Source organism: Photobacterium sp. HL06 (assembly GCF_059552575.1).
In genome coordinates this window covers 1,874,605-1,899,937 of sequence record NZ_CM183914.1, presented here as the reverse complement: position 1 = coordinate 1,899,937, position 25,333 = coordinate 1,874,605, and the positions used below count along the sequence as shown (strand labels likewise).

26 protein-coding genes are annotated in these 25,333 nt (G+C 41.5%); 9 read left to right on the top strand and 17 right to left on the bottom strand.

Annotation, left to right across the window (positions count from 1 at the left end):
• Window positions 1-56: 56 nt before the first annotated feature.
• From dgcN to rsgA, 3 genes are all read left to right on the top strand, one after another.
• The gene (gene dgcN, locus AC51G0_RS08885) at window positions 57-1,061 is read left to right on the top strand and encodes an N-acetyltransferase DgcN (RefSeq protein WP_496301691.1); all 1,005 of its coding nucleotides are present in this window, start codon (window positions 57-59) and stop codon (window positions 1,059-1,061) included.
• 14 nt (window positions 1,062-1,075) lie between these two features.
• Entirely contained in the window at window positions 1,076-2,035 is a 960-nt protein-coding gene (dgcA, locus tag AC51G0_RS08880) for an N-acetyl-D-Glu racemase DgcA (RefSeq protein WP_496301690.1), read from the top strand.
• Window positions 2,036-2,380: 345 nt separating this feature from the next.
• A complete protein-coding gene (rsgA, locus tag AC51G0_RS08875; RefSeq protein ID WP_496301689.1) occupies window positions 2,381-3,421 on the top strand; it encodes a ribosome small subunit-dependent GTPase A in 1,041 nt (346 codons plus the stop codon).
• Between the two features lie 108 nt (window positions 3,422-3,529).
• Here the strand turns inward: rsgA and AC51G0_RS08870 are convergent, their stop codons facing one another.
• Window positions 3,530-5,092, bottom strand: coding sequence for a BCCT family transporter (locus AC51G0_RS08870; protein ID WP_496301688.1), 1,563 nt, complete (start codon window positions 5,090-5,092; stop codon window positions 3,530-3,532).
• Window positions 5,093-5,506: 414 nt separating this feature from the next.
• On the opposite strand from AC51G0_RS08870, the gene AC51G0_RS08865 reads away from it, so the two are divergent.
• Complete coding sequence (locus AC51G0_RS08865; protein ID WP_496301687.1) at window positions 5,507-6,220, top strand: phosphatase PAP2 family protein; 714 nt, start codon at window positions 5,507-5,509, stop codon at window positions 6,218-6,220.
• 31 nt (window positions 6,221-6,251) lie between these two features.
• On the opposite strand, the gene AC51G0_RS08860 is transcribed toward AC51G0_RS08865, so the two are convergent.
• The 11 genes from AC51G0_RS08860 to AC51G0_RS08810 form a co-directional block, all read right to left on the bottom strand.
• Window positions 6,252-6,566 carry a hypothetical protein gene (locus tag AC51G0_RS08860; protein ID WP_496301686.1) on the bottom strand — a complete coding sequence of 105 codons (315 nt, stop codon included), beginning with the start codon at window positions 6,564-6,566 and terminating at the stop codon, window positions 6,252-6,254.
• Window positions 6,567-6,570: 4 nt separating this feature from the next.
• Window positions 6,571-7,377: a hypothetical protein gene (locus AC51G0_RS08855; RefSeq protein ID WP_496301685.1), complete on the bottom strand. Its 807-nt coding sequence runs from the start codon at window positions 7,375-7,377 to the stop codon at window positions 6,571-6,573.
• A 453-nt stretch (window positions 7,378-7,830) separates the two neighbouring features.
• Window positions 7,831-8,469 (bottom strand): hypothetical protein, encoded by a 639-nt coding sequence (locus tag AC51G0_RS08850; protein ID WP_496301684.1) that lies wholly within the window; start codon window positions 8,467-8,469, stop codon window positions 7,831-7,833.
• 734 nt (window positions 8,470-9,203) lie between these two features.
• Window positions 9,204-9,989 (bottom strand): hypothetical protein, encoded by a 786-nt coding sequence (locus tag AC51G0_RS08845; RefSeq protein WP_496301683.1) that lies wholly within the window; start codon window positions 9,987-9,989, stop codon window positions 9,204-9,206.
• A gap of 648 nt (window positions 9,990-10,637) precedes the next feature.
• Window positions 10,638-11,351: a hypothetical protein gene (locus AC51G0_RS08840; RefSeq protein WP_496301682.1), complete on the bottom strand. Its 714-nt coding sequence runs from the start codon at window positions 11,349-11,351 to the stop codon at window positions 10,638-10,640.
• Between the two features lie 20 nt (window positions 11,352-11,371).
• Complete coding sequence (locus AC51G0_RS08835; protein ID WP_496301681.1) at window positions 11,372-11,935, bottom strand: hypothetical protein; 564 nt, start codon at window positions 11,933-11,935, stop codon at window positions 11,372-11,374.
• A gap of 518 nt (window positions 11,936-12,453) precedes the next feature.
• Window positions 12,454-13,290 (bottom strand): CsgG/HfaB family protein, encoded by an 837-nt coding sequence (locus tag AC51G0_RS08830; RefSeq protein ID WP_496301680.1) that lies wholly within the window; start codon window positions 13,288-13,290, stop codon window positions 12,454-12,456.
• A gap of 11 nt (window positions 13,291-13,301) precedes the next feature.
• A complete protein-coding gene (locus AC51G0_RS08825) occupies window positions 13,302-13,706 on the bottom strand; it encodes a curli assembly protein CsgF (RefSeq protein ID WP_496301678.1) in 405 nt (134 codons plus the stop codon).
• Window positions 13,707-13,717: 11 nt separating this feature from the next.
• A complete protein-coding gene (locus AC51G0_RS08820; RefSeq protein ID WP_496301677.1) occupies window positions 13,718-14,170 on the bottom strand; it encodes a curli production assembly/transport protein CsgE in 453 nt (150 codons plus the stop codon).
• A complete protein-coding gene (locus tag AC51G0_RS08815) occupies window positions 14,167-14,829 on the bottom strand; it encodes a LuxR C-terminal-related transcriptional regulator (RefSeq protein ID WP_496301676.1) in 663 nt (220 codons plus the stop codon). Before AC51G0_RS08815 ends, AC51G0_RS08820 begins: the two co-directional genes overlap by 4 nt.
• Before the next feature lie 369 nt (window positions 14,830-15,198).
• Window positions 15,199-15,555, bottom strand: a complete 357-nt coding sequence (locus tag AC51G0_RS08810; protein ID WP_496301675.1) for a helix-turn-helix domain-containing protein — start codon at window positions 15,553-15,555, stop codon at window positions 15,199-15,201.
• A 288-nt stretch (window positions 15,556-15,843) separates the two neighbouring features.
• Between AC51G0_RS08810 and AC51G0_RS08805 the strand changes: the two genes are divergently transcribed.
• Window positions 15,844-16,233: a hypothetical protein gene (locus tag AC51G0_RS08805; RefSeq protein WP_496301674.1), complete on the top strand. Its 390-nt coding sequence runs from the start codon at window positions 15,844-15,846 to the stop codon at window positions 16,231-16,233.
• Window positions 16,234-16,333: 100 nt separating this feature from the next.
• The gene (locus AC51G0_RS08800) at window positions 16,334-16,777 is read left to right on the top strand and encodes a DUF411 domain-containing protein (RefSeq protein WP_496301673.1); all 444 of its coding nucleotides are present in this window, start codon (window positions 16,334-16,336) and stop codon (window positions 16,775-16,777) included.
• A 103-nt stretch (window positions 16,778-16,880) separates the two neighbouring features.
• On the opposite strand, the gene AC51G0_RS08795 is transcribed toward AC51G0_RS08800, so the two are convergent.
• A complete protein-coding gene (locus AC51G0_RS08795; protein WP_496301672.1) occupies window positions 16,881-17,867 on the bottom strand; it encodes a hypothetical protein in 987 nt (328 codons plus the stop codon).
• Between the two features lie 356 nt (window positions 17,868-18,223).
• Between AC51G0_RS08795 and AC51G0_RS08790 the strand changes: the two genes are divergently transcribed.
• Window positions 18,224-18,790 (top strand): hypothetical protein, encoded by a 567-nt coding sequence (locus AC51G0_RS08790; protein ID WP_496301671.1) that lies wholly within the window; start codon window positions 18,224-18,226, stop codon window positions 18,788-18,790.
• Between the two features lie 148 nt (window positions 18,791-18,938).
• Here the strand turns inward: AC51G0_RS08790 and AC51G0_RS08785 are convergent, their stop codons facing one another.
• Window positions 18,939-19,796 carry a PA4780 family RIO1-like protein kinase gene (locus AC51G0_RS08785; protein ID WP_496301670.1) on the bottom strand — a complete coding sequence of 286 codons (858 nt, stop codon included), beginning with the start codon at window positions 19,794-19,796 and terminating at the stop codon, window positions 18,939-18,941.
• Between the two features lie 236 nt (window positions 19,797-20,032).
• Between AC51G0_RS08785 and AC51G0_RS08780 the strand changes: the two genes are divergently transcribed.
• Both AC51G0_RS08780 and AC51G0_RS08775 read left to right on the top strand, forming a co-directional pair.
• Entirely contained in the window at window positions 20,033-20,728 is a 696-nt protein-coding gene (locus AC51G0_RS08780) for a DUF2786 domain-containing protein (protein WP_496301669.1), read from the top strand.
• A gap of 244 nt (window positions 20,729-20,972) precedes the next feature.
• Window positions 20,973-22,277 carry an inosine/guanosine kinase gene (locus AC51G0_RS08775; protein ID WP_496301668.1) on the top strand — a complete coding sequence of 435 codons (1,305 nt, stop codon included), beginning with the start codon at window positions 20,973-20,975 and terminating at the stop codon, window positions 22,275-22,277.
• Window positions 22,278-22,340: 63 nt separating this feature from the next.
• Here the strand turns inward: AC51G0_RS08775 and moeB are convergent, their stop codons facing one another.
• The 3 genes from moeB to AC51G0_RS08760 are packed head-to-tail and all read right to left on the bottom strand — an operon-like array spanning window position 22,341 to window position 25,123.
• Window positions 22,341-23,762, bottom strand: a complete 1,422-nt coding sequence (moeB, locus tag AC51G0_RS08770) for a molybdopterin-synthase adenylyltransferase MoeB (RefSeq protein WP_496301667.1) — start codon at window positions 23,760-23,762, stop codon at window positions 22,341-22,343.
• 25 nt (window positions 23,763-23,787) lie between these two features.
• Window positions 23,788-24,234 carry a M67 family metallopeptidase gene (locus tag AC51G0_RS08765; RefSeq protein ID WP_496301666.1) on the bottom strand — a complete coding sequence of 149 codons (447 nt, stop codon included), beginning with the start codon at window positions 24,232-24,234 and terminating at the stop codon, window positions 23,788-23,790.
• The gene (locus AC51G0_RS08760; protein WP_496301665.1) at window positions 24,218-25,123 is read right to left on the bottom strand and encodes a PLP-dependent cysteine synthase family protein; all 906 of its coding nucleotides are present in this window, start codon (window positions 25,121-25,123) and stop codon (window positions 24,218-24,220) included. The genes AC51G0_RS08765 and AC51G0_RS08760 overlap by 17 nt, the downstream gene beginning before the upstream one ends.
• Window positions 25,124-25,333 lie beyond the last annotated feature (210 nt).

The following is a 25,333-nucleotide window of genomic DNA, read 5'->3' as shown; positions in this document are numbered from 1 at the left end:
TAGGCCACGCTCTCCTTAAAGTAACTTCATCATTTGAGCCTGTACAAGGAAGCACTATGCAAATCCCACAACCTTATTTACTGTTCCTCGGTGATGTCACCGATCCCCTTTCTGCAAAAACGGCAAAAGGGATCTTACAGTGGCGACCTCAGCTATGTTCCGGCCAGCTAAGGCTAAACGAAGATACTGTATCTCTAGGCATTCCTGACCTTTCTTTGCGTGAAGCTAAAGAACGAGGTGCCAAAACATTGGTCATTGGTACCGCCAATGCCGGTGGGTTCATTCCTCAGCCATGGTTGGCAACCCTGCAAGAAGCGATTGAACTTGGCTTCAATATTGCCTCAGGCATGCACCAGCGCCTTATTGACTTTCCAGCACTTAGCAATTCAGCAAACCTTCACGGTTGTCAGCTGTTTGATGTTCGCCATTATGATCAGCCACTAAACGTCGGTAACGGTAAGCCACGAAAAGGAAAGCGCCTACTCACCGTAGGAACCGACTGTTCTGTGGGAAAAATGTATACCTCACTCGCGCTTGAAAAAGAAATGAACCGACAAGGGCTCAATACCCAATTCTGTGCAACCGGGCAAACAGGTATTTTAGTTTCGGGCAAGGGAATTTCGGTTGATGCCGTGGTTGCTGATTTTATCTCTGGGGCCGCTGAAGCGATTAGCCCAGAATTTAGCGATCATGACTGGGATGTTATCGAAGGCCAAGGCTCCCTGCTCAATCCTTCTTTTGCCGGAGTAAGCCTTGGGTTGTTGCATGGCTCCCAGCCTGATGCACTAGTGCTATGCCATGAGATCGGCCGGGCCCATATTCGCCACTTACCGCATATGGCTGCCCCTTCAATTAAAGCAACTATCGACGCCAACCATGCGGCCGCCAGGCTTACCAATCCGAATACAACTGTCGTCGGCATCTGCCTCAATACCTCTGCCATAGATGAAACTGATGCTCTCGCCTTGTGCCAACAATGGGAACAGCAGTACAGCCTACCAGTTACCGATCCTGTTCGTTTTGGTGTCTCAGCTATCGTAGACAGGCTGCACGCCATCTAAAAAAAGGGTAAACAATGATAATTAACGCACAGCACGAGCGGTTTCCTCTGGCACGCCCATTTACGATTTCTCGCGGAACCCGAACTCACCAGGATGTTGTCACCATCACTATTGAGCAAAACGGGATCTCAGCGAAGGCTGAATGTACACCCTACCCACGTTACGGCGAAAGCGTCGAATCTGTCATTGAACAAATCGAAACGCTTAATCAACAGCTATCAGAGCAGGTTTTATCCAGAGCCAACCTGCATCAATATCTTCCAGCGGGTGCAGCAAGAAATGCGGTGGATTGCGCCCTGTGGCGGCTTGAATATCAAGATACGTTTCCCTTTGAAACCTTTGATATCAAACCACAAATCATTACCGCAATGACGGTGTCTATTGATACCCCAGAGGCAATGGCCAAACAAGCAACGGAGTTATGCGCTCTGGGTGCTAAGCTACTCAAGGTAAAGTTAAACCACGAGCTTATCATCGACCGGGTTCAAGCGGTGCGCGAGAGTACACCCAATGTCGACATAATCCTAGATGCCAATGAAGCATGGGGAGAGCTGGAACTTGAGGGACTGTTCAAGCAGCTGGCACAATTTAAAATAAGTATGATTGAGCAACCCGTACCCAAAGGCGAGGATAAAAAACTGTTAGGTATCGAGCACCCTATCACCTTATGTGCAGATGAAAGCTGCCACACCCGTGACGATCTTAATGGCCTGATTGGCTGTTATGAAATGATTAATATCAAACTAGACAAAACTGGCGGCCTAACTGAAGCCCTCGCTCTGGAAGCCAAAGCGCGTAACTTGGGTTTCAAAATCATGGCTGGCTGTATGGTAGGCAGCTCTCTGGCTATGGAAGCGGCTTTGCCTATTGCAACCCATGCAGAAATCGTCGATCTCGATGGCCCAGTTCTGCTCAAGCAAGACAGGGAAAATGGCCTTCTCTATCAAGCTGGACTGATGCATCTCAGCGCCTAAAAAACCATGCACCTAAAACACTATTTTCCGCTCCAATTAGTGAAAGCATTGAATCAATAACAGCCTCTCTTCGATGCTTTCACTTTTTATTTCTTCAATTGAAGCTAGCTTTATGACAAGGTTATTGTGGCACAAAGTTGTAGAACCAAGCGATTAACTCTGATAGATTTCAATAGTTAATTAACTAACGGAGGAACGTTTAATGATTGTATTAAAAACTAACCGGGCGCAGCGAGACAAATAGTTTAATCCCTCTCCCTCCTGCCCGGTCTTTTACCGGGGCCGACATTGCCCCTGAAAATCTTATTTCAGAATGATGCATTATGCGTCAGGGGTCTACCTATAATGAATAACGCTACTTCTTTGCCTCAACTAGGCTGGAAACCTTTTTTTCAACAACAAATCTCACTTGATGAATGGGAAACCACCCATCCAGCCAGAGTGATGGCACAGCATCGCAGCCAACTGACGCTCATGACAGAGCGTGGCGAGTATGATCTGATGCTTACTGCCAATATGCCGACAATGACTGTCGGTGACTGGATACTTCTGTCTAAAGACAATCAGCTAGTTCGCGTACTTGAACGCAGCTCTGAATTCAGCCGAAAAGCCGCAGGTAGTAAAGTCCAATCCCAGTTGATTGCCGCAAACATTGATACGGTATTTATTGTCAGCTCGCTAAACAACGACTTTAACTTGAACCGGATTGAGCGCTACTTAACCTTAGCGAACGAGGCCGGCGTCGAGCCTGTCATTGTTCTGACAAAAGCAGACTGCTGTGACAAACCACAGCACTATGTTCAGCTGGTATCAGCCATTGATCCCATGCTGATTGTCGAAGCAGTCAATGGGCTTGATAGTACCAGTACAGCAGTACTTGGATCATGGTGCCAGGTAGGAAAAACGGTCGCTTTTCTAGGCTCATCTGGTGCAGGCAAGTCTACCCTGATCAATGCGTTACAAGGCATTGAAATCCAGCAGACCGGAACAATCCGTGAAGATGACAGTAAAGGACGACACACCACAACATCCCGATCTCTGCATCTAATGCCAACCGGGGGCTTACTCCTCGATACGCCGGGAATGCGAGAGCTACAGCTTGTCGATTGTGGTCAAGGGCTGGAGGCTACTTTTGCTGATATTGGCCAACTCGCACAGCAATGCCGATTTTCGGACTGTCAGCACGGTCAGGAGCCCGGCTGTGCTGTACGTGAAGCTGTCGAATCCGGTGAGCTGGAAGAACGACGCTTGCAAAACTTCCACAAGCTGAATAGAGAACAGGCACGGAATGGTGCGACACTGGCCGAAAAGCGAGCCAATGACCGTGCTCTCAATAAGTACTACCGTTCTGTTCAAACAGAAAGCCGGAGGCGGAAGAAAGGCTAGCATCAATATAAGAATTTGATATCAGGTTAAAGCCTTATAGAGATGGAAAAATGGCATAAAAAAACACTCCCGAAGGAGTGTTTTTTTTCACCTTTAGCATGCGCCGACTTAGATAGTCGAACTCGCACATTCAGGCTGCCACACTTGGGCATTTTCCTTTTCGTGCACCTTCTTCATATGCATCACCGCAATCGGGCCTGTAACCAACGTTACTGCAACCAGCAAGGATACAGGAACGGCAGTGATCACAATGAATGACTGCAAGGCATTCAATCCACCATCACCAGCCACAAGCAATACTGCGGCCACACATCCCATCACGATTGCCCAGAATAGGCGCTGCGATTTCTTCGGCTCGTTATCTCCTGACACGACCATAGAGATTGAATAAGCCATCGAGTCACCGGTAGTCACAACAAACGTCGTCGTTAATACCAAGAACGCCGGAACCAAAAGACCGCTAAATGGCAATTGAGACAGCGAAGCGAGCAGCACCGCCGGAAGGCCAGCCGAATTAAGCGGCCCGGAGATACTTCCTGGCGACTGGAGCTCAAAGAAAATACCTGTACCGCCCAGTACCGTAAACCAAAAGTTTGTCACGATAGGGGCACCAATCGCAACCGTCAGGATCAGTTCACGAATACTACGGCCTTCAGAAATACGCGCAATGAAAATAGCCATCATAGGAGCAAAGCCGATAAACCAGCCCCAGAAAAACCATGTCCACCATGAATTCCACTCCGGAGCATCAGCATTCAAGCTCATTTCAGGTAGCTGCTGCAAATACATTGCAAACGCAGAACCAAAATGTTCGAAGATAAATTGAGTTGGCCCAAATACCAGCATCACCAGTAGCAGAGCAAAAGCACCTACCACATTCAAACGGCTTAGCCACTGTAGGCCCTTATCCATCCCGGTAAACGCAGAAACAGAGTAAACAGCAACAACCACAGCCAAAATACCCAACTGGCTGGTTACCGAATTCTCGATACCCATCACAGACTCAAGGCTATACCCTAACTGTGAAGCTAAGAAACCAATAGGCCCAATTGTTCCTGCTGCAACCGCAATGATTGAACAGGCATCAATAACAGAACCAAACCAATGGTTTTCTAGTCGGTCACCTAGCAGCGGATACAACAACGCCCTTGGGCGCAATTTAACGCCACCTTGATGGTGTGCATACATAAGAACGATAGTTGCTAATGTGCCCAGTGCAGCCCAAGCCAAAAAGCCCCAGTGCAAAAAGCTCTGACTCAACGCCGGCGTAACAGCCTCAACAGAGGATCCCGCTACATGAGGGAAGCTAGGTGGAGGTGTCATGAAATGATAAATTGGCTCAGCGGCAGACCAAAAGACACCGCCGCCAGCGAGTAAAGTACACATGATCATCGCCAACCAACGGAAAGTGCCAATGGTTGGTTTCGCTTGCTTACCCATACGGATTTTTCCGTAGCGGGTTACAGCAATAAGCACTGCCACAGCAAAATTGATAACCATCAACCATTGCCAGAAGTACCCAAATTGTGAAGTCACTGAAGAAAACATTGACTGAATCACACTGGTAACGAGTGACAGGTCGATGAGAGAGGAAAGAAGGAAAAAACTGATGAAGCCAATCGTTAGAGTTGGAACTAGTTTATCGCCAACTTTATGTGTATTGCAGTGCATAATATTCTCACGGTTACTGTGAGGGGCGGCACATTATCAGCTTATGGCTTATATCTCCAGAAAAAAATGTCTTTTCTTTGCTAAAAAAACAGTGAAGCGCCACAAATAGTAGAAAATTTGCAGGAATATTTTAGAAGAAAATATGCGTAAACTCGTCGTTCTTAACAAGTTACCGTACTGGATTTTTATTAGAGTTCAAAATGTTTGGCGCTTAAAAAAGCACCACCATGACTAAGCAAGCGCGATACCATATGGATTAATGCGATTCACACTAGCCGATGTGCTCATCGTTGCTTAAACATCAATTAGGCTAAACCTTAGCTGAATACCACCAGACTAAAATGACATTTATTTCACCTTGCATGCTGTAACCTTTGATACACTGCCAATCTATATTTTTTGATGCTGATACAAATGCTAACCAACTCATTTATAAATAAAAAAATCCCAGGGTTTATTGCCCTACTCCTTTTCGCCACCTTGATGTCTGGCGTACTAATGTTTTTCTCGACAGCTGATCTCACTGGCAAAGTCGCTGACATCACTGGCTTACTGTTTACTTTGTTAACCGAGTCTGCTGGTAGCCCAGGCTTTCTAATCTCCGTTGGTTTACTATCATTGATCCCGCTACTGTTGAAGCTGCCAAAACAAACAATCTTTCGGCTCGGTATACAGTTTGCCATCTTGTTGATACTGAGTTTCGCTGCCAAAACAGCATTAAAGCATGTTACGGAAGTACCAAGACCTTACACCTATCAACTACAGAGCCTAGGGATTGTTCATTCGGCTAGCGAGTTCTATCAGCTAAGTGGCAAGGAAAAGGAAGAAGCCGTTGAACAAGCCAGCGCGAGTGTCAGCAATTGGCGTACATCGCATTGGAAAGGTGAAACAAACTACTCTTTACCTTCAGGCCATACCATTTTTGCAGCTGTTTGCGTTGTCTTTTGGGGTGGTTTCTTTCTGCGAAGAAGGATGTTTGTTCCTGCAAGCTTCTTGATCCTTTGGGCCTCAGGCGTAGGTATCAGCCGTATTTGGCTAGGAATGCATTGGCCGACCGACTTACTGGCGTCTATTGCCTGCGCTGGAGTGCTTTACTGTTTTGTGCCTGAATGGAAAGATGAAAATTAGGCTTCGTCTATTAACCAAGAGAAAACGCTTCTTAGGAAGCGTTTTTTGTTTCAATATCACAGTTCTTTTGGACAACAAGCTTATCGGATTGCTCACTCTCGATCGTCACCGGGAATTGTGATTCACCCAAAGTGAGAGAACTTGTGCTATTTCCCCCCCCTCCAGTGACCATAATATTATTGTTGTTTGACACAACTTTGAGCCTGACATAGTCATTGGTCTCATTTCTTATAACCAACTTAATATTGTTAGCACCTATCTCACAGGTAATCCCAAGAAGAGGTGGATTGGCTGCATTAACAGAGAATGCAGCTAATAATAGAGTAATTATAGATAACGTTTTCATTTGACTAGTACTGAGTTACGTAAACATTGTTGTAAGATGAGCCCCCAGTGATTTCAACAAGAGACTTATCATAATTTGATTGGCTAACATATACAGTGTTATAACTCGTTGAGCCATTGTAGTAATCATCAATTGTTACATCAGAATCGTTATAATCTCCGTATTGAGAAACTGATACATAATTCCAATCTGAGTTATCGCCCAAAATATCAACATCAGAGTCGTTGTAGTTACCATACTGATCTACATGTACCGAATTATAGTCACCACCATTAATATATATATCGGAGTAGTTTCGGTTACCATTTTGGTAGACAGCTACATCATTGTAATCAGATGAATAATGAAGGCCAACATAAGACCGATTAGAATACCCTGATTGATCGACATAGACTGAATTGTAGTCTGAGTCATAATTAACACTAACTCCTGACTTATTTTTAGTGCCATATTGATTGACTGTCACATAGTTCCAATCTGAGCCATGGTTAATACGTACCCCTGAACGATTACGGTGCCCATACTGATTGACATCAACATGATTGTAATCCGAGTTATATTTGATTATTGCATTTGAGTGGTTGCGTTTACCATACTGGTTGACATCTACATCGTTATAGTCAGATCCACGTATAATGTATACATTTGACTTGTTACCGTAATAATGTGATGGAGACTCTTGATATACAGTTATATGGTTATAATCACTGTATTTATTGATCTTAACCGTTGACTCATTATCATTTGAGCCAGTTGCAGCAACAGTTGAAGACATAAGCGCGACTGAAATTAATAGAGCTAGCTTTTTCATGATAGTTCCTTAGTTCGATGCTATCGAATAGTAAATATTTCACTCCTACCAGCACTACGGTTATACATTTATAGCAACTGGTGGCTTTTAGTAAAGAAACTAACGTTGCATTTCAAATAGTTAAATTTCATATACTTACAATTAAACTCTCCTTGTTAATCACTATTAAATCACAAAACCTTAATTTACATCAAAATTCATCATCACCACACAATATCATATTAACCTCTAATTAGAATTATAAGAATCCTAACGAATCATTCAATAAACCAAATCATGAAACAAAAGTCTCATTATTAATACTATTCTTTAGAAAAAGGCATGGAGCAGTAATACAAATTAATTAGTTGAACTATCAATCTCTAGTACAAAAGTCAATATTTCAAAACAAAAACGCTGCATCAACAATGATACAGCGAAAAATAACATTACATACATATTGCTTTTATTGTACTAATACTGAGCCACATAAACATTATTGTTATTTGAGTAATTGTTGATAATAATAACCGAGTTATCGTATGATCCTTGATTCAAATTAACGCTATACCAATCATAATTATCGATTTCAACTTTAGCGTATGCATTATCACCGTACTGATTAATATTTATTGAATTATAATCTCCATTTATTATATCTACATCCGCATAGTTATAATCTCCATACTGACTAACATTAACGTAGTTATAGTCAGAACCATCTTTGATATTAACATCAGATTCATTATAATACCCACTTTGATATACGTTTACATAGTTTCGGTCTGAATCGTAACTGATATTAACATTTGAATAGTTATAATATCCATCTTGATGCACAGATGCATAGTTATAATCAGAGTAGTTATCAACTGTCACTCTTGAGTAATTACCATACCCATACTGCTCTACATCAATATCATTATAGTTAGAGTCATAATCGATATAAACTTTGGATGAATTCCCATTATAGTCCGAAGGCGACTCCTGATAAACGGAGACGGAGTTGTAATCACTTCCATTGTCAATACTAACATCTGAATCGTTATCAGTAGTAGCTAATGCCGTTGTAGACATGAGAGCAACTGAAATTAATAGCGCAATATTTTTCATTGTTTTCCCTTAAGTGTAATTATCGAACGGTGATTATTTTTAAACGGTTTTTATCACATAAGTTCGATCTCATTCCTTGTTTATATTTAAGTTTATAGACATTTAACAGTACCATTTGTTTTATACATTATATTCTGCTTAATGTGATTTAATTCATACCAACTTTATCAATCCAAAAATTATAAGCAAGACACAAATTTGATAGAACTAAATCACCCCACTTTGCTAAAGCTCACCCAAATGAATAAGTCCAATAGAGATAATCTGGACATTTGTAAACAAGTAGTTAGGCTAATCCAACTTAATCCCAACAACCAGTGCATTTTATTCATTCATCAATTATCGTATATTCTGATTTTTATTCCATCAACCTAATCATTAAATTCACCTGTTACATTTAATACTTTCATCGAAAATAGAATACATAAACCTAATAAATAATCATAAGTTAGGGGTAAGTCACTTAGTAAAATAGTTTATTTACATCAGTAAAACAAACGCTAATAGACAAATGTAATAAGGATTATAACTCTTGTGAGTTAGGTTATCATAATAAAACGAAAACCTCTGAAGAACCGCGAAAGAAGAGGATTACAAAATTCAGGCAAGTTGTTAATCATGGTCATAATCACAATAATGGAATGAGATTATTGATATTGAAAACTTCTAAAAAAATCGCCGTATTCAGTTGGAATACGGCGAGTAAAATAGTAATGTACGTTACTTCTATTTAATTAGTATTGGTTGACATAAACTTGGTTGTAATTTGAGTGATTAGTAATACCAACATACGAGTTATCATAATTACCCTGATTTACATAGACATCATTATAATTAGAGTAGTCGATATTCACTGTAGAACTTGCATAATCACCATACTGGTTTACATAAACATCGTTATAATCGGAATAATTGGTAATATTAACATCAGAGTAATTTCCATAACCATCTTGATAGACACCTACATTGTTATAATCTGATCCATAGTTAATATCAACCGATGAGGTATTATAGTAGCCATACTGATCTACATAAACACTATTATAATCAGAATAATTATAAATACCAACCCATGAACTATTATAGGATCCACTCTGGCCTACATAAACATCATTATAATCAGAACCATAATTGATGCCTACCGATGAGCTATTATAGTATCCATACTGGTCTACATATACATCATTATAGTTAGAATAATTACTAATATAAACATTTGAATAATTGTTGTAGCCATCTTGGTATACAGAAACATCATTGTAGTCAGAGTAATTACTGATTGAGACATAAGATGAGTTATCGTAGCCATATTGATCTACATCAACAGTGTTATAATCAGAATCATAATTGATATAAACTTCGGAATCATTACCATTATAATCTGAAGGAGAACTCTGATAAATTGACACATAGTTATAATCACTGTAATTGTCAATTTCAACAGTTGAGTCATTATCAGTAGTGGCTAAAGCGGCTGTAGACGTAAGAGCTGCTGAAATTAATAGAGCTAGATTTTTCATTATACTTTCCTTAGATTGTGTTATTAAATAGTGAAAATTGTTCTTACCATTGTTGGCCATATGGGGTTGACCGTCTTTAAGATTTATTTCAGGTTAAGACATAAACATTACTATTTAAATTATTACATTTTCATGTATTCAACATATTTCTCTAACTATTATTTGAATAATAATTCAACCTTTATGTTAGCTTATTTATTATATACATCATAAATTATAATATTGTTGTCACCTAACTGTTACTTATTTGTCGGTACAACTTGTTTATTAACTCTATTATTATCGTATATTCTTGATATTGTTCCATCAACCTATTCATGAAACTCAATTCTTATAAGTAGCCTTTTCGTTAATAACGAGACATGTTATATCTAAAGAAAGTTAATGAGTTAATCACTACATCTCTCATAAAATAGTTTACCTTTCTTAATAAGTAATTTCTTATGTAAGACGTCTTTACAGAAACACTACAAGGCGTCTGAGAATCAACTGTACTCAATTAGGAAAATGTTTAGTAAGTGTATGGAACTAGAATGATGAAAGAGAAGAAACTAGAGATGCTATTGGTGAATTATGGCTAAAAAAGCTCGCTGCACTCTAGCAGAATGCAGCGAATGGATAAGTAGTGATGTTACTGTTTTTTTTGAATTAATATTGAGTTACATAAACATCGTTATGATTTGAGTAATTAGTAATACCAACGTACGAGTTATCGTAAGAGCCTTGGCTTACATGGACATTATTAAAGTTAGAGTAGTCAATATACACAATAGAGTTTGCATAATCACCATACTGATCAACAGAAACAATGTTATAATCACCGTAAGAAATATCCACATCAGAATAGTTGTAGTTTCCATCCTGGCTTACATAAACAGTGTTATAATCAGAATTACCTGTAATATCAACATCAGAGTCATTCCAGTAGCCATTTTGATAAACGTCTACCATGTTATAATCTGACTCATAACTAATTCCAACCCATGAGCTATTATAGTATCCATACTGACTTACCGAAACATCATTGTAATCAGAACCATAACTGATATAAACATTTGAGTAATTATTGTAGCCATCCTGGTAAACAGAAACATCATTGTAGTCAGAATTATGCGTGATTGAGACATAAGAGGAATTGTCATACCCATACTGATCTACTTCAACACTGTTATAGTCAGAATCATAATTGATATATACTGCGGAATCATTACCATTATAGTCTGACGGAGAACTCTGATAAATGTTCACATAGTTATAATCACTATAATTATCAATGACAACAATTGAGTCATTATCTGTAGGCGATGCTACTGCGGCTGTAGACGCAAGAGCAGCTGAAATTAATAGAGCAAGATTTCTCATGATGCTTTCCTTAGATTGTGTTATTGAATTTTTATGCTTTTATTCATACCATTGATGATCACATGGGTTTGACCACCAGTTTGGCTAATATCGGATTTAAAATATTGGACATTACTTTTATGAACGATTAACGCTTTATTATCATCGCCGTATTGCGTTATCTCTCCTTGATTATTATTTCCTTGTTGTAAAATTGCAGCTTCATTATTATTTCCGTATTGATGAATCACGCCGTAATTTCCATAACCTCCTTCTAGGATAGCCGCAAAATTATGATCTCCTTCTTGGTTAACATACGCCTTATTCTCATTACCATCTTGAACAATTAGAGCATGATTATGATTACCACTTTGCTTAACCTTAGCCGCATTACCTAGACCATTGTGTCTCCTTTTTTGTTTGATGGTCACTCTACTATTATATGCACCATCCAACTCAACACTAGACATATTTTCATGGCCAATTTGTAATTCAGAAAGATTACTCAACTCATTTAGCGCAAGGTCACTAGAATAAACATTCAAGCTAAAACAAGCAAAACCTGATAAGTACAAAGGAGTAATTATTTTTCGATAACTTTTCATTCTTAACAGGGCCAACGCATTTGATTTGTAGTTTCAGTATCGGATTTCCTAGGCATTGTTCCATCAACCTAATCATGAAACTCAACTCTTACAATTAATACTTTTATTGAGAAATACTCATTCTGTCCTAATTAAAATAAATGATGCGGCTAACAAACTTCTAGTAAAAAAGTTGATGTCAAATAGAGGTAATTTAAGGAAATCAAACTCTTATTTGTAGGTGCAAGGAAGTAACGTATATTTAGAAATAAGAAGAAGTTATGAAAATGGTTACAGAATCTTATCATCTGTTAATCATATATAAATTAAGCTACTGATACTATCGTATCAGATCTTGTACTCGGTCTTAAATATTATTTTTCGCCCTTGACCAAAATAAATTTTTATACTTGAGTGAATTGACTTATCCTCATTACGCACCATGTTGAGTAGTAAGATTTTCGTCTTAAAGTTTTACAGGCCACTAATTACAAAAAAGCCCTCAATGCGAGGGCTATGGAAAAACATACGTTGGCAAGCTATATGATTGGTCTTGAGCGCAACATATACTCCTGGATGATAGGGTGCTGTAGGTCTGCTTCTCGTAGCGGTTGCCACAAACCAGCTTGGATACCATCAACAATGACATGGACAACAGCTGCATCAATCGCAGACATGACAGCAAGATTGACGGGCTCATTCGTTGTATAACCTAACTCGGCCTCGAGTAAATCTTTATAGTCAATAAACTTAAAAACACCTGTTTGTATCTCTTTCGACAAGATCGTTTTACTGGTCGTTACACTAAGCAATATGCGTCCACTTCGTACATCGACAGCACGAACATTAACGGTAACCTGATCTGCTCGATATTGCCCCGATGCACCAACGCCTAGATAACGAGCACCTGCACCTCCAGTTCGAACATTGCTATCATAGGCCACAATCCCACCTTCAACCATTATATTGGCAGAGGCCAGTGATGGCAGGTGAACACCATGGTTTGTCGGGATCTCATCCTTCTTCTGCGCCGCACGAATTATTTTTCTTTCAGTCAGAAGATTTTGTAATCCTTCACGTTCGAGTGGAATAAACCATTTTGAATCCAGTAGTGCTGTTGTCAGCAATGCAGCCCCGCCTTGTGGGACTGCCGTTGAAAAGTTACTGTTCGGTTGTGGTTTATATTGGCCAGTCTGATCTCTGAAGTCATAAACAGACACATAAACTTTCCCTTTGGGTAAAGGTAACGATACAAGGTCTTGGTATGTTGCCCCTCTTGCCATTAATGTTGCTTCCTTGCTTATGTTCGGTGTCTCAAGAGACATCGAACATCCGGATAATAAAAGAAACAAACTCCCCCAAATTATAGCTTTCATCCACCCTCTCCCTATAAATCTGGTACCAAGCCACTCACCTGAATCGTTGACGATTCACCAGTTTCTTTGTCTGTTATTTGAATGAGCAGATTACCGTTATCATCAACAATGTTGAGTAGGAAATCCTCTGTAGCTAGCTGCCCAGTATTTCCATTTCCCACATCTGATAATAATTGACTAATTAGGCGTGACTCTAGACTCGCAGCCAACCGCTCAAGATCCGTTTGCTCTTCAATTAACGGGTCTTCTTGCGGCGCTTTATGATCATTTATCGCATTGGCCACACCCAATAAATGGGCACTATTTAATGGATTACCACCAAAGCTGGGATTAATCGGCGTATACACCAGCTCTGATGCCATTACCTTAGCGGACATTACTATTAAACAGGCTAAGGCTAATTTGTTCCCTTTCATGATTAGTCCTCTTATATTTCGTCATAATCAACATCAAAGGTATCTTTTAAATATCGCTCAATACGCCATCTCACGACATAAGAGCTAACCGCTTTTATTGCATCGTCAACTTTAGCCTCTACCTGTTGTCTGCCTGGAGACACTGCTGTACGGTAGATAATCGTTTGGCGGTGAAATACAGTAATAATACTTCCTGATAAGGCTGTCGCGCGTTCCTTGACAGTCAAGTTCTCATCTAAGTCTTCGAATTCATCATTCAGCTTCTGAGAAAAGAGTGAGTAAAAATCCTCTCCAAGTCGGGTCATGGTTCGGTCAATAACCACACCGCTGATTTCTCTCAAATCATCGAGATTGCCATTAGCTTCAAGTGGTGGCCCATTTTCAAGCGGTTTGGCTTCACCTGCCTCCGTAGGTATTGGGTGAAGCAATAACACAGGAAGCAGTGTGAAGATAACTATTTTCATAATGGCAAGTCATTGTAATGATTACTTTTAGCCCACATAAAAGCTTGCATTCTATTCTTTACATTGATCTTTTTAAATACGTTGTACAAGTGTGTTTTTACTGTATTTTCACTAACAAATAATGTTTCTGCAATTTGTATGTTCGACGCTCCCAACACTAAAAGCTGCATTATTTCTTTCTCTCGTGTTGTCAAGTTTGCTGTAGATTTAGCGACTATTGCATCTTTATTTCGATATGAAGCAATAAGCTCATTGGTTAGCTTTCTACTTAACCAAAGCTCACCTTCCATCACTTTCTTCATCCCCTTGGCGACAACATTTACGTCATCTCCAGCAAAGAAGACGCCTACCATATTCGGCCATTTCGCTATCGCATTGACTGCGACATCATTCGGAGAGTTAATCAGCACTTCACATGCATTAATAGATTTTTCAATGAGATATTTAATATACAAATCTAAGGAGTCATCATCAATTTGAGTATTATCGACGATAACTAACACAGAGCTCTTCGCTGGGATATCCAACCCAGACAAACCTTCTATTGTTGTTAATTGAATAGGGATCCCTAGCGATTTCTCTAGATAATCCCTAAATAAGGAGGATTGTAAGCTGGAGTCACAGATGAAAATTAAATTATTATATTTAACGCAAGACATCTTATATTCCCTTACTATAAATATCTTATTACTAAGACTTTTTAAATCTAGAACATAGTGTTAAAACATCAAGACGACAAAAGCTATTATTCACAGTCTTGGCACCAAGATTATGATTTAAAAGGGAATAATTATTTGTCTCAAATTTGAGATATGTGCACTTGTGAATCTATTTTATTGCAGAATGCAAATAGATATCATCTTTGAAGAGATAATTAGTAAATGTACAGAATTTTGGTATTCGGCGCTACTAATATTATTTCTATTGCGGATAGTTGGTGAAGTATTATGGTAAGCCTTGCATTAGTTACTGCAAGGCTTTTATTTTATTAGATATTTTAGTACAAGCCTATACTACAGCCTTTACCTTTAGTGCGTTTGGACACTATGCTCATACTCTACGATGATTTGATTACCACTGTACCTAACATTTTTGATGTTTCCATCTACGATATAAGTGTTGGTTAACGTCACAGAGTTTGGCAACGATCCTCCAACCTGCTCTCTCAAAGAAGGAAGTGTCATGACTGGATCAACACCGATATAGTGGCAAAACTGGTTAACAAAACTGTGCTCAAGCGGCACTTGACCCCGTAAAATATCAGAAAATACTAACTGGCTCAGCCCAAGCCTTTTGGCCATCTCGATTTGGGTGATCCGCATCTTCGCTTTGTAACTCATCCATGTGTCGTGTAAAACTTGACGGTCTTTTTCTGTATACTGCATACCCATCAACCTTAGCGTCATTTTATATTTATCCCCTGATTAAAGCCTAAATCATAAGGACAAATGTCAGAGCAAAGTTAGGGTTAAGCTATCTGCATCCCTTACTGTCACTGCCATCCTCAGCATAACACTTACTGACATAACAAAATCTCTACCCATCAATACCTTAAGCTATATCGACGTTTTCTTAACCAGAAGACATTTTTTTTCCGGCAAGCCTTGTTGCTGGGAGATAAACGCAGATATAATCAAGAAGTCGTTTTCTCGGGTTGATTTTATAGGTAGTACATGCGACTGCAGCAAATAATTTCAAAATTTGTCATGCTCGCAATGCTGTTCACAGTGATTTCATCAACTGTGAACGCAGGCACGATCCACTGGATAACATCTCCTGCTGATACCGACTGCCGTGTTACCGCAACAATGAAATGCTGTGATAACACAACCCTATTTTCACAAGAACATTCGAATATGTGTGGTTCTGATGCGATGGATAGCCATACATCAAGCTCCAGCTGCTGTATTGATAACGACTGTCATGCCAACAATGTACAGTTTGCGATTCTGTCTAATATCCCCCCAATTTCTGTGCCATCTGCCACTCAGGTGTTTACCGAGCCTGTAGGCAAACGCCAGTACTTTTATGATGTGATTTTGCGTCCACCTGTTTTTGCCTAAGCCACTTACCTGCCGCATTTTATGCAGCTTGTCTGGCTCCTCCTAAGAGCAACATCCAAGGCAATTAAATTACTTATCTTTTAATAAACAGGATTTAACTATGAAACTTAATCACATAATGGCGCTTTCTCTACTGGCAACAAGCTTTTTCACCGTGGCTGAAACGATCAAGGGCACTAACTACCAATCCCCTTACTGCGGTTGTTGCAAAGAGTGGGTAAAACACTTGGAAGACAACGGCTTTGAAATGGAAGTGGTATACGAACAAGATCTGACACCGAAGAAAATTGACTTGGGTATTCGCCCTGAATACGCATCATGCCATACGGCAGAAATCCAAGGCTATACATTTGAAGGGCACGTTCCGGCCGAAGACATCCAACGTTTTATCGAATCAAAACCGACACGAATGATTGGTCTTGCTGTTCCCGGCATGCCAATGGGTTCGCCTGGCATGGAGTACGACGATCAAAAAGATCCGTTTGAAGTACTCGCCTTTGATAAAAATGGTAAAACCATGGTATGGGCTCGCCATAACCAGTAAAACATAAAATAAACCATGTATTTATTACGGGCAGACAAATCATCTTGACCTGCCCGTTTTTACTACTGCGCTACAACAACCTGAATATTTTGAGCGGTATTTACTAATCTAGCCTAGCGAACAATGCTCGGTTAGGGTCTTCATTCATTGCCCACTCCCAATCAGATTCCCGCTTTTCTAAGTAAACTTGTAGACCATTAAAATAGGTAAAAGCCACTAGCTCTGAGTCATTCATAAAATGCTCAAAAAACGCCTCTTCATGATCAGCAAGATGGCTCAAGGTCGAAACCCCATGCTTTAAAGCCCACTGGATTGCATAAGGCGAAATCATAGTACGACAGAGGATCAACTCTTTGATGTCAGCGAGCGCAATATCAATACCTTTCTCAGTCTTCGCCTCTTGCTGAGACAACGCACTCTCTTCTGCCAGCATCGCTTTCAGGCTAGCAATACTCGCCTCCCTGTCTTGCGCAGAATACCCATAGGTTGTCTTGGCAAATCTTATTGCATAGCTTAAGCGATTACGGCCGACCAATTCCACCACATCCTCAAGATAAGGCTGAGGGATATTGTAGGCCTTAGCCAGCAGCTCAACAGCCTGTGCCAAACTGGTGTACGTAATGCCATTAAATTCAACCTGGAAGCTGCTAGTGATCCCCACTACAGGCAACCCATCAATAGTCAACGGCCAACCAGCATAATTAACCCGCTCTCTGGCAATCTCGAACATTTTCCAGGCACTTTCTCGGAAGCCTTCCAATGCCTTACCCTCAAACTCCGACTCCACAAGCTCTTCTTGTGTCCAGTTCGCGCCAATCTGTAAGTGTTTTTCATACTTGCGATGCAGCTTTTCTTTCACTTTATCTCGCAGTAAATCCAATCCACTGACTTTTATCGACCCGCAGAAGGAGAAACACTCCTGGCAACAAGGCACCATGGTTGGAAACTGTTGCTGATCATAATTTGGTGATGCCATAAATGAGTAAGACTCAAAGTAAGGTTCACCACAAAACCAGCATGTATGTCGATACTCAAAAGGAACATCAATTGATTGATAACCAGATAACTGGCCACTATTTTTATCATTCATTTTTCAATAACTTAAATATTAAAAACTGCCCACAGTATTCACGAGCTATAGAAAACTATTACTTCTAATTACAACACATTAAGCGTCGATGTGGGGAATGGTTTTGACATTCATAAGGAGATAATCAGTATCAATACGCACATTCGGCATAATAAATGGTGATTGTTCAACCTACCATTTTGCATATTTACTATCGTTAATAGACATCTTGAAACTAACCAGTATCATCCGACGTCAATACAGGGGTTTAGTCGTCAGTTCAATCATCTTCACTTGTGAAATTGATGCTTAAACAAGAAATTTTAGACACTCATAAAAATGAGCTATCATCGGCTCAAAATAAAAGAGCTTGAATTATGATTAGAGAAAATACCTTAACTACTGCTAACAATTGGACAAAACCCTTCGTTTCAGAGGTCGCTGAAGTATTAAACTTGTTACGTGAATATGGTTACGAATCGGCAACGTTAGTGAAATTAACCGGTTTATCAGAAGGAAAGCTTTGCGATTGGACTGCTCGATACAAAAAAGAACCTGATGAAGTATCAACAATACCCTACCCATGTTGGTGTTTTCTTCTCGCCCTAGTTGGCCATCCAAATATTCAAAATAATGGCTTACCTCTCTCTGTTGACGCTCGTAAAGTCATGCGTGCATTCAAACCTAACGCTTTTCTACCCGCCAATAAATTTGTTAAGCCAACCTCTGTGCAACTCCGCCGAATCATTGGTGAAGAGACATTTACAAAAGTATCCGTCACTGACTTAGCCGCTATTTTCAATTGGAAACCAGGTCAGTTTCAAGACAACTTAGACAAAGGCAATCTCCCTTTTCTGAATTGGTGCCTTATCCTGATGTTTATGGGTTTTAATATTCAAAAAATGGTCTTAACTGACCTAGATACGGAATTGAAGCTCAACTAATTCTATAATCTTCGCACCATAATCAATTCTGTTCATGGTGCGAACTCAGGCATAGCTGATAACCGATGCAATTAGGTCACAGGATGATACTGTGACTTAATTGATTGAAGATGCTTGGGAGGGATCGTCATGATTCGTGTCGCTATGATCAGCCTAGCGCTTCTGCTTCAAGTAAACGTTCCTTGCGAAGTTTCTCAGCTTCCATCACCGCATTGATCTCTTCCATCAAGCCATCAACGTCTGCTGCTTCTGTACTCTCGGCAAATTGACCGGTAAGTTCAGCGTCAGGTGTGAGTTCACCGGCTTCATACAGTGCCCACATCTCTTTTGCATACTGAGTGCCTAACAGGCTTGGGGCATATTGACCGTAGTATGTCGTCATGTTGTTCACATCGCGCTCTAGCATCCACTTCGCATTATTATTCGCTGCCGCATCTACCGCTTGAGGCAAATCGATAATGACGGGACCCGTTTGATCAACCAGCACATTGAACTCAGATAAATCACCATGAACCAAACCAGCGCAAAGCATTCGAGTAACAAATTTGATAATGAGTGCATGGTCTTTCAAAGCTTGCTCAGCCGTTAGATTGACATCATTAAGGCGCGGAGCAACCAAGCCTTCATCGTCTGTCACCAGTTCCATCAGCAGGACGCCATCAAAACAACCATACGGTTGCGGCACACGAACCCCGGCATTAGCTAGGGTATACAGCGCATCAACCTCGGCACTTTGCCAAATTTTTTCTTGTTCATCACGGCCAAATTTAGACCCTTTTTCCATTGCTCGGGCACGGCGGCTATTGCGCACTTTTCGGCCTTCGCGATATTGCACCGCTTGTTTAAAGCTGCGCTGGTCTGCCTCTTTGTAAACTTTGGCACACCGGATCTCTTCACCGCAGCGCACAACGTACACTGATGCCTCTTTTCCGCTCATCAATTGGCGTAGAACTTCGTCCACCAATCCATCATCAACCAGAGGTTGGATTCGTTTAGGTATTTTCATAGCGCCTTTATACATGACTTGGGTACAAGATGGAATATTAGACAGGCTAAGTTAAGCGATTCAGGTGCGCCATTGATAAACTCTATAATAGTTACTAGCGAGATTATTCTCCCTGTTTAATAAAGACTTAGCTTATTCCATTCTAGCCTGAATACCGATTTTTGCCGCCCGGAGAATTGTACTGACTCGTATAAAGCGTTAAAATACGTGCCCCATTTATGAATGAGTGTGATTGAATGTCTGAACAGAAGCGAAAGGCGCTGAAGAAAATTGCTAAATGCCTAGAGCTGGGTAACTCTGCGAACATCAACGAAGCCGCACAAGCGATCAAGATGGCACACCGTCTGATGCTGAAATACGGCCTTGAGCAAGACGATATTGAATTCATTCAGATGGGTAAAACAAAGTCTTCGACGCTTCTGCCAACTGATATAAGCCAGCAGATCCTCAAAATTATCCGAGGGATTAACCGCCGTTTTGGTGTCGAATGTGTTTTAACCAATTACAAGGGACTAAAGCAAGCAGAGTTTATCGGTGTTGCCGAACGTGCGATCTTTGCCGCTTTTGCCTTTGATGTGGTTTACCGTGAAATGAACCAACAGACTGGCCAGTTCCGTAATAGTTTTGCCGGAACCGGCACCAGTTCAGCTGAAGTCACTCGCCGGGTTGGCTCTTTCCTGGCAGGTTGGATTGAAGGTGCACTGGAGAAATTACCCGAGCTCAATACCGATGATGATCATGACAAGCGCATGAGCAATTATATTGACAAAGAGTTTGAGAATATCGACCGGGAAACATTCAAGAAACAACTTCAGGAAGCAATGAAGGCACTCACCGATGATTACGAAAAAGGCATGAAAAAGGGCCGTTCAATTTCGGTAAACCGCCCAGTTGGTGGCTCTAGGGCTCACGACCCTAAACTGCTTGGATAATTGAAATTCCAACCGAAAACAAACAAATACAGCTGCAATAAAACGCAGCTGTATTTGTTTCTGGCTATAATTAATCCAAATAAGAACAATAACTTATGCACATTAACGATTATCCGCTTCCTACTGGCGCTCAAAAAAGAAGCAAAAGAACAAAATTCGTCATCATCTTGCAATGAAGTGGGATGTAAATCGCATTTCTGTGATAGAATGAAACAAAATCCCATAAAACCGATAGCCTTCACACATGAAATTCCCTGGTCAGCGTAAATCAAAGCATTACTTCCCAGTTAATGCCCGCGATCCATTAGTTGCTCAAATCCAGCAAGAAAATCCGCTATCTCGAACCCACTTAGTTGGTGTTGGTCAAACCATTGTTGATATTGAAGCGCGTATTGATGATGACTTTCTTCAACGCCACTCGCTAAGTAAAGGTCACTCTTTAGTTCTTGACGAAGATAAGGCAGAACTGCTTTACCAAGAACTAAAAGAACGCAACCTGATCAGCCACGAGTACCCAGGCGATACCATTGGTAATACACTGCATAACTACTCTGTATTGGCTGATGATAAATCGATTCTGCTGGGTGTGATGAGCAAGGATCTAAAGATCGGTTCTTACGCTTACCGCTACCTATGCAATACATCAAGCCGCATGGATCTTGACCACCTGCAACCTGTTGATGGCCCTATCGGTCGCTGCTATACCCTGATCACTGAAGATGGCGAACGTACGTTTGCGATCAATGAAGGTGATATGAATCAGCTTAATCCTGACAATGTGCCAGAGTGTGCGTTTGAAAATGCCTCTGCATTGGTTCTGTCTTCCTACCTTGTTCGCGGCAAGCCTGGCGCACCGATGAAAGAAGCTGCGCTCAAGGCTATTGAGCACGCCAAGAAACATAACGTACCAGTCGTTCTTACTCTGGGTACTAAATACGTTATCGAAGGGTTGCAGGACTGGTGGATCGAGTTCCTTAAAGACCACGTCACCTGTGTTGCGATGAACGAAGAAGAAGCAGAAGCTCTGACAGGTGAAAAAGATCCGCTCCTAGCTGCAGACAAAGCACTCGAGTGGGTCGATATGGTTCTTTGTACGGCAGGCCCTGTTGGATTATACATGGCAGGTTATACTGACGAATCACTAAAACGTGAATCTACACTGCCACTATTGCCAGGCCGTATCGCTGACTTTAACCAGTATGAGTTTAGCCGCCCAATGGTTAAATCTGCCTGTGAAAACCCAATTCGTGTTTACTCTCACATTGCCCCCTACCTCGGCGGGCCGGTTGAGATTAAAAACACCAATGGCGCCGGTGATGCAGCGCTATCTGCGCTTTTGCATGATATGTCTGCTAACCGTTACCACAAAGAGAATGTACCAAACTCAGGCAAGCATACTGGTCAGTTTTTGACGTATTCATCATTCTCGCAGATTTGTCAGTACTCTAACCGTGTGAGTTATGAAGTGCTGACCCAGCATGCACCGCGGCTATCCCGCGGACTTCCAGAGCGAGAAGATTGCCTGGAAGAAGCCTACTGGGAGCGTTAAGCTCACCATAATAACAGTGCTAACGGAGCCAATTGGCTCCGTTTTCTTTTGCTTATAGCAGCGTTAATACTTCATCATTGTAGGGTCAACATCATCAATCCAGGCTAATATCCCGCCTTTCAAGTTCACTACATGGGTAAAGCCATTATCCATAAACTGCTGGCATACTTTCGCCGAACGTCCCCCCATCTTGCAATGAAAGACCAGTGCTTGATCCTGGTTAAATTCGTTGAAATGCTCAGCTATCGAATTCATTGGAATGTGGCGGCTTCCTGCAATCGTGCAAATTTCACGTTCATAAGCTTCCCGGACATCTATCAGCAACGGTGGGGCATTACTCACGAGCTGTTGTTGTAACTCTCTCGCGGTAATTTCTTGAAATGGCATCTCAGTTGGCGCGCTAGAAATACCACAAAATTGTTGATAATCAATTAATTGAGTAATAGTTGGTGAGCTCCCACACAGGCAACATTGTGGATTTTTTTGAATGCTAAGCTCTTCAAAACTTAGCTCCAACGCATCATAGGTCAACAATCTTCCACTAAGGGTTGTGCCGGCACCTGTGATCATTTTTATGGCTTCCGTAGCCTGAATGCTGGCAACAAGTGCTGGCAGCACCCCCAACACTCCCCCTTCAGCACAAGACGGAACCAATCCTGGTGGCGGCGGCTCAGGATATAAGCAGCGGTAACAAGGGCCACCTTGATAGTTAAAGACTGTAGCCTGACCATCAAAACGAAAAATACTGCCATAAATATTGGGTTTGTTGAGCAAGACACATGCATCATTGACCAGATAACGGGTCGGAAAATTATCGGTACCATCAATCACTAGATCATAGTCTTTGATAATGTTCAAAGCATTGGCTGAGGATAGGAGCTCTTGGTAACACCTGATATCCAGGTCGGTATTCAGAGCAAGTAAGCGCTCTTTGGCACTTACAACTTTAGGTTTTCCGACATCGCTGAGAGTAAACAATATTTGCCTCTGCAAGTTGGTTTCATCTACGGTGTCATGATCGATTAAACCAATAGTGCCAACGCCTGCTGCCACAAGATACAAACACAGTGGTGAGCCAAGGCCACCAGCGCCGACAATAAGAATTTTTGCGGCTTTTAACTTTTGCTGCCCTTCCATTCCTAGCTCAGGCAGCATGATATGACGGCTATAACGGCTGATCTCTTGTGGTGAGAGCGACGGCAATGGGCCAGCCCCTCCAGCAATTGCTGGGACAATTCGAAGTTCACAGCCATCACTTAGTGCTGATTCCATGCCATTTTGTTGCTTGATATCTACCCGATCGAGAAAAATATTAACAAAGTTTCGAAGCTGGCCCTGTTCATCGAACAACTGAACCCTGAGATCTGGGTGTTGTTCACAGAGGTGAGTCATCGCTTCAAAGACGGTTTCAGCCTCAACTTCAACCTGGCTTGCCTGATGGGTAAACCGTCGCAAAGGTGATGGGATCTTAATCAAGGTTTTCATAACAATGCCTTCATATCCGTAGCCTCTATACGCTGTTTTCTATACAAAGCATTTCTTGCTCAAAACGCTGGCGATCATCAGTCAACAACCATGAGCGGTAACTAGATGCCTGAGAGTTTTGAACCGATACAATGATATAACTGAGTCCTGGCCAAGCATGAACGCGGTCAAACTCGGATGGGATATCTGGGTGATCAGGGTGTGAATGCACAATGCTGATTATCGATAAGCCTTCGCTGTCAGCTTTGTCTTCCGCATCCTGGTACGCAATAGGATCAATGAGGAAGCGCCGCTCTCGGTTTTCTGCCTTTTCATTCAAACATGGCAGGTAGTAGCTAGCCTTAGTTTGAAGCTCTGTGCCTAGGCTGTTAAGCATTGAGCCAATAATAAAACCACAACACTCATGCGGGTAGCTTTGTTCAGCCTGATCTACAATTTGTGTGATTATTTCATTGTTAACGTGAATGGTCATGCGCCCATAGCCCCGCACTGAAATACCGTTCACCAAGATCACAAAGCAATGTGGTAACCGTCCCTTCAGTCAATGTTGACATCACTTTATTGCAAGCAGCAAGATAGGCTCCTGAAGACTGACCGACAAAGTAGCCATGGTGAGCTAATGTCATGCAGCCGTGTTTAGCTTCATCGGCTGACACATCAATCCATTGATCGACATGCTCACTTTCAAAAATGTCTGGCACGATATCTTCCGGCTCACCCAAGGGTTTCAAGCCTTCAACCCCCGGCCAACGCTCGGGTCGGACAGCGATAATTTTAACGCCAGGATAATGTTCGGTTAAACGGCGAGCTATACCTGTCAACGATCCCCCAGTTCCCACACCAGCAACAAAATGGGTGATGGGAGAAGGAACCTGCTTAATAAGTTCTGCAGCAGTGCCAAAGTAATGTGCATTCACATTTTCTTCATTGGTGTACTGATCACAAAAGAAATACTTCTCCGGTGATGCTTCATACATTGCATGAACATGGCGTAGTGCTTCGTCGTAACCTTCCAGGGCGTCAGTTTCGACCAGTGTCGCACCATGGGCAATGAGGCGTTGCTTCCGCTCTTGGCTGGCATTACCCGGAATAACAATGGTAACGTCATATCCCATCGCGGCACCGATCATCGCATATGAGATACCTGCATTGCCGCTACTTGAATCCAATATGATCTTGCCCGGTATTAATCGACCTTGTTCAACAGCCCGACACAGCATCTGTTTGACAGGACGATCTTTTAGCGATCCGCCGGGGTTCATCCACTCCGCTTTGGCAAACAGTTGAAGGTCTGGGTGTTTGGGATATAGAAAGCTCAGATCAATCAATGGGGTGTTGCCGATCAGATCCAACAGGTTCATGACCTCACTCCTTGATGGGCCAAACATGCAATTATTAAATGAGACTGGTACTCATTTAAGATAGTTGATACCAAGCCAGAACCCAAGGAAAACACGGTGCTCAAGGGTTTTGCCTTGATATGACCAAGCCATACAAAGGCCAGGGTGTGTCCCTAGCTATTAAGGTCATATCAAAAAAAAAGCGGAGCCTTATTCGGCTCCGCTTTTATT

What these genes read in the sequence shown, in the direction of transcription:
- AC51G0_RS08825 (WP_496301678.1), bottom strand. Translation starts at nt 13,706, where the DNA reads ATGAAAGGGAACAAATTAGCCTTAGCCTGTTTAATAGTAATGTCCGCT.
- AC51G0_RS08805 (WP_496301674.1), top strand. Translation starts at nt 15,844, where the DNA reads ATGCGACTGCAGCAAATAATTTCAAAATTTGTCATGCTCGCAATGCTG.
- AC51G0_RS08870 (WP_496301688.1), bottom strand. Translation starts at nt 5,092, where the DNA reads ATGCACTGCAATACACATAAAGTTGGCGATAAACTAGTTCCAACTCTA.
- AC51G0_RS08775 (WP_496301668.1), top strand. Translation starts at nt 20,973, where the DNA reads ATGAAATTCCCTGGTCAGCGTAAATCAAAGCATTACTTCCCAGTTAAT.
- AC51G0_RS08760 (WP_496301665.1), bottom strand. Translation starts at nt 25,123, where the DNA reads ATGAACCTGTTGGATCTGATCGGCAACACCCCATTGATTGATCTGAGC.
- AC51G0_RS08860 (WP_496301686.1), bottom strand. Translation starts at nt 6,566, where the DNA reads ATGAAAACGTTATCTATAATTACTCTATTATTAGCTGCATTCTCTGTT.
- dgcN (WP_496301691.1), top strand. Translation starts at nt 57, where the DNA reads ATGCAAATCCCACAACCTTATTTACTGTTCCTCGGTGATGTCACCGAT.
- AC51G0_RS08800 (WP_496301673.1), top strand. Translation starts at nt 16,334, where the DNA reads ATGAAACTTAATCACATAATGGCGCTTTCTCTACTGGCAACAAGCTTT.
- AC51G0_RS08835 (WP_496301681.1), bottom strand. Translation starts at nt 11,935, where the DNA reads ATGAAAAGTTATCGAAAAATAATTACTCCTTTGTACTTATCAGGTTTT.
- AC51G0_RS08830 (WP_496301680.1), bottom strand. Translation starts at nt 13,290, where the DNA reads ATGAAAGCTATAATTTGGGGGAGTTTGTTTCTTTTATTATCCGGATGT.
- AC51G0_RS08795 (WP_496301672.1), bottom strand. Translation starts at nt 17,867, where the DNA reads ATGAATGATAAAAATAGTGGCCAGTTATCTGGTTATCAATCAATTGAT.
- AC51G0_RS08840 (WP_496301682.1), bottom strand. Translation starts at nt 11,351, where the DNA reads ATGAGAAATCTTGCTCTATTAATTTCAGCTGCTCTTGCGTCTACAGCC.
- AC51G0_RS08785 (WP_496301670.1), bottom strand. Translation starts at nt 19,796, where the DNA reads ATGAAAATACCTAAACGAATCCAACCTCTGGTTGATGATGGATTGGTG.
- AC51G0_RS08780 (WP_496301669.1), top strand. Translation starts at nt 20,033, where the DNA reads ATGTCTGAACAGAAGCGAAAGGCGCTGAAGAAAATTGCTAAATGCCTA.
- AC51G0_RS08815 (WP_496301676.1), bottom strand. Translation starts at nt 14,829, where the DNA reads ATGTCTTGCGTTAAATATAATAATTTAATTTTCATCTGTGACTCCAGC.
- AC51G0_RS08865 (WP_496301687.1), top strand. Translation starts at nt 5,507, where the DNA reads ATGCTAACCAACTCATTTATAAATAAAAAAATCCCAGGGTTTATTGCC.
- AC51G0_RS08855 (WP_496301685.1), bottom strand. Translation starts at nt 7,377, where the DNA reads ATGAAAAAGCTAGCTCTATTAATTTCAGTCGCGCTTATGTCTTCAACT.
- AC51G0_RS08850 (WP_496301684.1), bottom strand. Translation starts at nt 8,469, where the DNA reads ATGAAAAATATTGCGCTATTAATTTCAGTTGCTCTCATGTCTACAACG.
- AC51G0_RS08790 (WP_496301671.1), top strand. Translation starts at nt 18,224, where the DNA reads ATGATTAGAGAAAATACCTTAACTACTGCTAACAATTGGACAAAACCC.
- rsgA (WP_496301689.1), top strand. Translation starts at nt 2,381, where the DNA reads ATGAATAACGCTACTTCTTTGCCTCAACTAGGCTGGAAACCTTTTTTT.
- AC51G0_RS08845 (WP_496301683.1), bottom strand. Translation starts at nt 9,989, where the DNA reads ATGAAAAATCTAGCTCTATTAATTTCAGCAGCTCTTACGTCTACAGCC.
- AC51G0_RS08765 (WP_496301666.1), bottom strand. Translation starts at nt 24,234, where the DNA reads ATGACCATTCACGTTAACAATGAAATAATCACACAAATTGTAGATCAG.
- dgcA (WP_496301690.1), top strand. Translation starts at nt 1,076, where the DNA reads ATGATAATTAACGCACAGCACGAGCGGTTTCCTCTGGCACGCCCATTT.
- AC51G0_RS08820 (WP_496301677.1), bottom strand. Translation starts at nt 14,170, where the DNA reads ATGAAAATAGTTATCTTCACACTGCTTCCTGTGTTATTGCTTCACCCA.
- moeB (WP_496301667.1), bottom strand. Translation starts at nt 23,762, where the DNA reads ATGAAAACCTTGATTAAGATCCCATCACCTTTGCGACGGTTTACCCAT.
- AC51G0_RS08810 (WP_496301675.1), bottom strand. Translation starts at nt 15,555, where the DNA reads ATGCAGTATACAGAAAAAGACCGTCAAGTTTTACACGACACATGGATG.